Source organism: Pseudomonas sp. (genome assembly GCF_041601375.1).
GTDB lineage: Bacteria > Pseudomonadota > Gammaproteobacteria > Pseudomonadales > Pseudomonadaceae > Aquipseudomonas.
The window spans coordinates 1-5,943 of sequence record NZ_JBFIIG010000225.1 but is presented as its reverse complement, the minus strand read 5'-3'; the positions used below and the strand labels follow the sequence as shown (position 1 = coordinate 5,943).

Annotated in this window: 4 protein-coding genes; 1 reads left to right on the top strand and 3 read right to left on the bottom strand. The window is 61.6% G+C overall.

Features of this window, described 5'->3' with window-relative positions; genetic code table 11:
• The 3 genes from ABZE94_RS19630 to ABZE94_RS19620 all read right to left on the bottom strand — a co-directional run.
• Positions 1-720, bottom strand: a 720-nt coding sequence (locus ABZE94_RS19630; RefSeq protein WP_372877630.1) for a biotin/lipoyl-binding protein, incomplete at its 3' end; no start/stop codon positions are given.
• Positions 721-778: 58 nt separating this feature from the next.
• Positions 779-2,935: a type I secretion system permease/ATPase gene (locus ABZE94_RS19625; protein WP_372877628.1), complete on the bottom strand. Its 2,157-nt coding sequence runs from the start codon at positions 2,933-2,935 to the stop codon at positions 779-781.
• A 215-nt stretch (positions 2,936-3,150) separates the two neighbouring features.
• Positions 3,151-4,494 carry a TolC family outer membrane protein gene (locus ABZE94_RS19620; RefSeq protein ID WP_372877627.1) on the bottom strand — a complete coding sequence of 448 codons (1,344 nt, stop codon included), beginning with the start codon at positions 4,492-4,494 and terminating at the stop codon, positions 3,151-3,153.
• A gap of 334 nt (positions 4,495-4,828) precedes the next feature.
• Between ABZE94_RS19620 and ABZE94_RS19615 the strand changes: the two genes are divergently transcribed.
• A partial coding sequence (locus ABZE94_RS19615; protein WP_372877625.1) for a retention module-containing protein occupies positions 4,829-5,943 on the top strand: 1,115 nt, incomplete at its 3' end.

The following is a 5,943-nucleotide window of genomic DNA, read 5'->3' as shown; positions in this document are numbered from 1 at the left end:
TTCCTTGATCGCGGCCTCGGCACGCGGCATCGCCAGGGTGGTGGCCTGCAACTGGCCGCGGCTCTCCACCTCGGCACGCCTCAAGCGCAGCACTTCAACCGGAGAAATCGCCCCCTCGGCCACCAGGGGCTCGGACATGCGAATTTCCTGGCGCAGCAGTTCCAGGCTGCTGCGAAACTGGCTCTGCTTGGAAGCAAACTCACGCAGCTCCTGACGACGCTGGGTCAGTTGCTCTTCCAGCCCGGCAACCTCGTCCAGCAGCTGCTGGCGCCGACTGTTGAACAACTGCTCCTCGTTCTCGGCCTGACGCGGTACTTTTTCACGTACTTCGTCGGCCACCTCCAATTCGCGCCCCTGGATTTCCGCGCTGAGGCGTTCGACCCGCAGCAGCAGGGCCAGGCGATCGGCCTCGGTCTCGCCGACGTTGGAAGCAAAACGGGTGTCGTCCAGACGCAGCAGCGGGTCGCCAATCTCGACGATCTGCCCCTCGCGGACGAACAATTCGGAAACGATACCGCCTTCCAGGTTCTGGATTTTCTGCAGGCGCGAGGAAGGAATCGCCTTGCCATCGCCACGGGTCACCTCGTCGACCACGGCGAAATGCGCCCACAGCAGACAGAAGGCGACGAATGCAATCAAGCCCCAGATGGTCAGGCGAATGACCCTCGGCGCATCCTCGATCAGCGCCTTGCTGACTTCCGGCAGGGGTTCGTCGCCCATGCCGTCATGGCTCCCGAAATACGCGGCAACGGCCTGACGCAGGCTCTTCCCTGGCGGTTTAGCTGACACTGATCTGCCCCTTCTTCAGCGCTTCCATCACGCTACCTTTTGGCCCGTCGGCGATGATCTGCCCGCGGTCGACGATGATCAGGCGGTCAACCAGGCTGAGCATGGAGGCACGGTGGGTCACCAGCAGCAGGGTCTTGCTGCCAATCACTGCAGCCAAACGCTGCTTGAGGCGTTCTTCGCCGGTGTTGTCCATCGCGCTGGTCGGCTCGTCGAACAGCAGGATTTGCGGGTCGAGCAACAGCGCCCGGGCCAGGGCCACGTTCTGCCGCTGCCCCCCGGAAAGATTCTGCCCACGCTCGCCGACCTGCAGTTCGTAGCCCTTGGGATGCAGACGCACAAATTCATGCACCCCGGCCAGCTCGGACGCCTGCAAGACCAGCTCATCCTCCACGTAGCGTGCGCCCACCGCCAGGTTGTCGCGCAGCGTGCCGGAAAACAGCTGGATATCCTGGGGCACGTAGCCGATGTTGTGGCGCAGATCGCTGACATCCAGCTGGCGCACATCGACGCCATCGACCAACAGGCTGCCGGCATCCGGCTGGTACAGGCCGACGATCAGCTTGGCCAGCGAACTCTTGCCCGAGCCGCTACGACCGATGATGCCGATCTTCTCGCCGGGCCGCACCACCAGGTTGATGTTCTGCAGGGCGGCCTGCTGCTGGTCCGGATAATGGAAATCCAGTTGGCGGAACTCGATGGCGCCCTGCAAGGCCTGACGCTTGAGCGGACGTTCCTCTTCTTGACGCTCTTGCGGCAGGGTCATCATCTGGTTGACTGACTCGAGGGTGACGCGCGCCTGCTGATAGCGGGTCAGCAGGCCGGATAGCTGGGTCAGCGGGCCGAGCGCACGACTGCTGAGCATATAGCAGGCGATCAGGCCACCCATGCTGAGCCGGCCGTCGATGATCTGGTAAACACCGAAGACGATGACGATTACGCCGGCCAGTTGCTGCAGCAGCATGGTCGCATTCATCGCCAGACTGGAGAGCATGCGCGCACGCAATTCCAGGCGACTGAGGGTGCCGATGGTCTGCTCCCACAGATACTGGCGCTCGCTCTCGGCATTATTGACCTTGACCGCATCCAGTCCGGCGAGGCTCTCGATCAGGCTCGACTGCCGCTCGGCTGCCAGCGCCATGGTGCGTTCCATGGTTTCCGCCAGGGGTCGCTGCAACGCCCAGCCGATCAGGGCGACCAATGGAAAGGCCAATACCGGGATCCACACCAGGTGGCCGCCGATCATGGCGATTACCGCCAGAATCAACAGGGTGAACGGCAGATCGATGACACTGGCCAGGGTCAGCGAAGCGAGAAAATCGCGCAGACTCTGAAATTCGTGGATGTTCTGGGCGAAGCTGCCCACCCGTGCCGGACGGAACTTCATGGCCATGCCGACCACACGCTCGAACAGCGTCGCCGAAATGATCAGATCGGTCTTCTTGCCGGCCAGATCCAGGCACAGACCGCGCAAGGTCTTCAGCAACAGATCGAACAGGTACACACCACAGATACCGATCGCCAGCACCCAGAGCGTGGCTTCCGCCTGGTTGGGCACCACCCGATCGTAGACATTCATGACGAACAGCGGCGTGGCCAGACCGATCAGACTGATCAGGAAACTGGCCGCGATAGCGTCTATATAGAGCCAACGGGAGCGCTTGAGGGTGTCGCGAAACCAGGACGTCGCCCGCGGAATCAGCTCGCCGCGATTGAAGTCGAACTTGTGCAGCGGCTGGGCAAAGAACACCTGGCCACTGTAATCCTCCTCCAGCATCTCGGCACTGACGAGGACCTCCCCCCCTTCGCTCTCGCTGGGCATGACCCGCGCACGGCCCTGCTCGTCCCAACCGAGCAACACCGCGCTGCGACCTTCACGCAGCAACAGCAGAGCAGGCATGGCCAAGGCCGGGATTTGTCGCAAGCCGCGGCGCAACCAGCGCCCTTGCAAGCCGGCGCGAGCCGCCGCACGGGGCAGCAACTCGACACTCAGACGCTGTTCCGGCAGGGGCAAGCCGGCCGTGAGCATGGCGCGGCTGACCGACTTCTGGTGCAAACCGCACAACGACAGCAGGCTGTCGAGCAAAGGGTCATCGTAGCGATCACGTGGATCGCTACGGGTCGGGGCCTGGCTGAGGTCTACTGCCACAAAAATTCACTCATGCACGGAGGAAAGCCGCTCGCAGAGGCCGTGAAAATACCGAGCGCCGTAGCGAGAGCATCTCCCGGTGTTCGCGGCAAGGCACGTTACGTGAAAAACGGGGGGAGTTTAGCGAACTAAACGACCCCGGTTTTTTGCATAGCGCAACGCCAGCAGCGGACGCCGGGGGCGGTCGCAGTAGGCGAGAGTGTTTTCACAATCTCTCAGTTCAAGCCCGGCAGTGTCACCTTGGCCTTCACCACATCCAGCGGTGCCGCGGCCATCGGTGCGACTACACCTTGGCTTTGCAGCAGGGAGCCCATGGTCGCCTTGATCCGGTATTGAGTAAACAGTTCCGTGAAGCGCACTTCTTCCAGGCGACGCGCCGCGGTGAACAGTTCGTTCTCGCTGTCGAGCAGGTCGAGCAAGGTCCGCTCGCCCAGGCCGAACTGCTGCTGGTAGGAATCGCGCACCCGGCTGCTGTAGTCGACATATTGCTGGGCGATCGGCAATTGCTGACGCGAATTCTCCAGGGCATTCCAGGCCAGGCCGAGGTCTTCGGTCAGGACGCGCAACGCGTTATTGCGAATATCCATGGCCTGATTGACCTGGTGCGCCTTGGACTGCAGGTCGGCCTTGTTGCTACCGCCGGCGAACAGGTTGTAGCGCATGCGCACCATCGCCTGCCATTCATTGCTGTGGCCGGGCACACCGTCGATATTGTTGTCGACACCCTGCATCAGCTCGGCGTCAAAACGCGGGTAGAACGTCGACTTGGACGCCTCATACTGCTGCTCGCTGGCCTGAACATCGGACTCGGCCGAACTCAGAAAGGGGTTATTCGCCAGCATTTCCTCACGGGCGGCCTGCAGGTTTTCCGGCAAACGACCCGGCAACCCTTGCGGCATGCTCAACTCGCTGGGGTCGCGACCAACCACACTGTAATAATTGACCTGCGCATCGGCCAGATTGGTCTGCTCGGTGAGCAGGTTGTTACGCGCCTGCGCCAGACGTGCCTCGGCCTGATCGAGATCGGCCATGCGCCCTACTCCGCGCTCGCTGCGCAGGGAGATCTGATCGTAAATGCGCTCGTGGCTGCGCAGATTATCTTCCGCCAGCCGGACCATGTCGCGACGCTTGAGCACCTCCAGGTAGACCTGCGCCACGGTCAGCGCGGTACGTTCGGAGGTGCCCAGCAGTTCATAGGCACGGGCATTTACAGTCGCCCGCTGACGCCCGACTTCGCTGCTGGTGGCGAAACCATCGAACAACATCTGCTGTAAACGCAGGCTCGACTCGCCACGGGTCAGCGTCTCGGTGTTGTGGGTAGCCCCCCGCGTGCTCGGGCTATCGGTGCCCTCACGACCATAACCGGCAAGCAGGTCGACCTGCGGCAGATAACCGCCCTTGGCGGCTTTCATCTGCTCCTCAACCGACAGGCGTGCATTGATCCCCGCCTGGATTTCCGGATGCACCTCAAGCGCACTCTGCATGGCTTCGTTAAGGGTTTGGCCGTTGGCCGACAGGGAGATCGCCAGAGCGAGGGGAAGAAGGGCTAAGAAACGCATGGGGGGTTAGATTCCTTTCAGGCTGATAGAGCAGGAGGCTTACAAGATCAGAGGACGAATCACTGCACAGCGACCCAGACAACGAGATCGCTCCTCGAGCTTTTTCCAGGGTGCCGAGCCGTGACAAACAACCACATCAATATCAAAGTGACATCAACGATAGTGAGTGTGTATGATCTCAAAAGAGCGGTCAATAGTTTGGCACAGAACTGGGCTTCCTAGAAGAAAGATATTTTATTGTCGTCAATTAAATGACAACTATCTTTACTCTATCTTGACCTAGACCGCATTAACCCAAGGATCACACTACGCCCTGAGCGTCTGGAGCTTAAGCATGAGCAATTTTGTCGCTGTCATTAAAAGTCTTGTGGGTCAGGTATTCGTTGTTTCCCTCGATGGCCTCAAGCGGCAAGTGTTCGAAGGCGAGCGTCTGTTCCAGGGCGACCAGGTGGTGACCGCGTCCGGCGCTGCAGCAACCCTCGAACTGGCCGATGGCGACGTCATCGATGTTGCAGCGAACGGCAACTGGCAGGCCGCCGTGGCCCAAGCCCCGGAGCAGGCACAGACAACGCAAGCGCCCGCCTCCGAACTGGAACAAGCCATCGCCGCCGGCTTCGACCCGACAGCCGACCTCGAACCCACCGCTGCAGGCCCGGGCGCTGCAGGTGGCGCAGGTGGCGCGCCAGGTGGCGGCCACAGCTTCGTGATGCTGGATGAAACGGCTCAGCAGCTCGATCCGACGGTTGGATTTGAGACTGAAGGGCTGGGGTTTGCTGCACCCGCGCCTGCGGAGGAACAGACGCCAGAACCTATTGAGGCTCTCGAGATCGCCAACACCGCTCCTGTTGCGCGGGCTGACACCTTCACCGTAAACGAAGACGGCAGCATCAGCATCGACGTACTGAGCAATGACACCGACCTGGATGGCGACAGCCTGACCATTACCGCAGTCGACGGCCAGGCCATTGCCGAAGGCGGCTCAGTCAACGTCAACAATGGCTTGGTGACCCTGACCGATGGTCAGTTGGTGTTCACCCCAACCGCCGACTACAACGGCCCAGCCAGCTTCTCCTACACCATCAGCGATGGTGTATTGACCAGTACTGCCACTGTCAGCGGCACCGTAGCGGCAATCAACGATGCACCGGTCGCCGTCGACGACAGCCTCAGCGCCACCGAAGACACCCCGGTGACTTTCACCGCCGCCCAACTGACCGGTAACGACAGCGATCCGGAAGGCTCGCCGCTGACCATCAACAGCGTCACCAGCGGCACCGGCGGCACCGCCGTGCTCAACGCCGATGGCACGGTCACCTTCACCCCGAACGAGAACTTCAACGGCACCGCCGACTTCACCTACACCGTCACCGATGGCGAGCTGACTTCCAACGTCGCCACCGCCACGGTCACCGTCGGCGCGGTCAACGATGCACCGGTCGCCGTCGACGA

What these genes read in the sequence shown, in the direction of transcription:
- ABZE94_RS19620 (WP_372877627.1), bottom strand. Translation starts at nt 4,494, where the DNA reads ATGCGTTTCTTAGCCCTTCTTCCCCTCGCTCTGGCGATCTCCCTGTCG.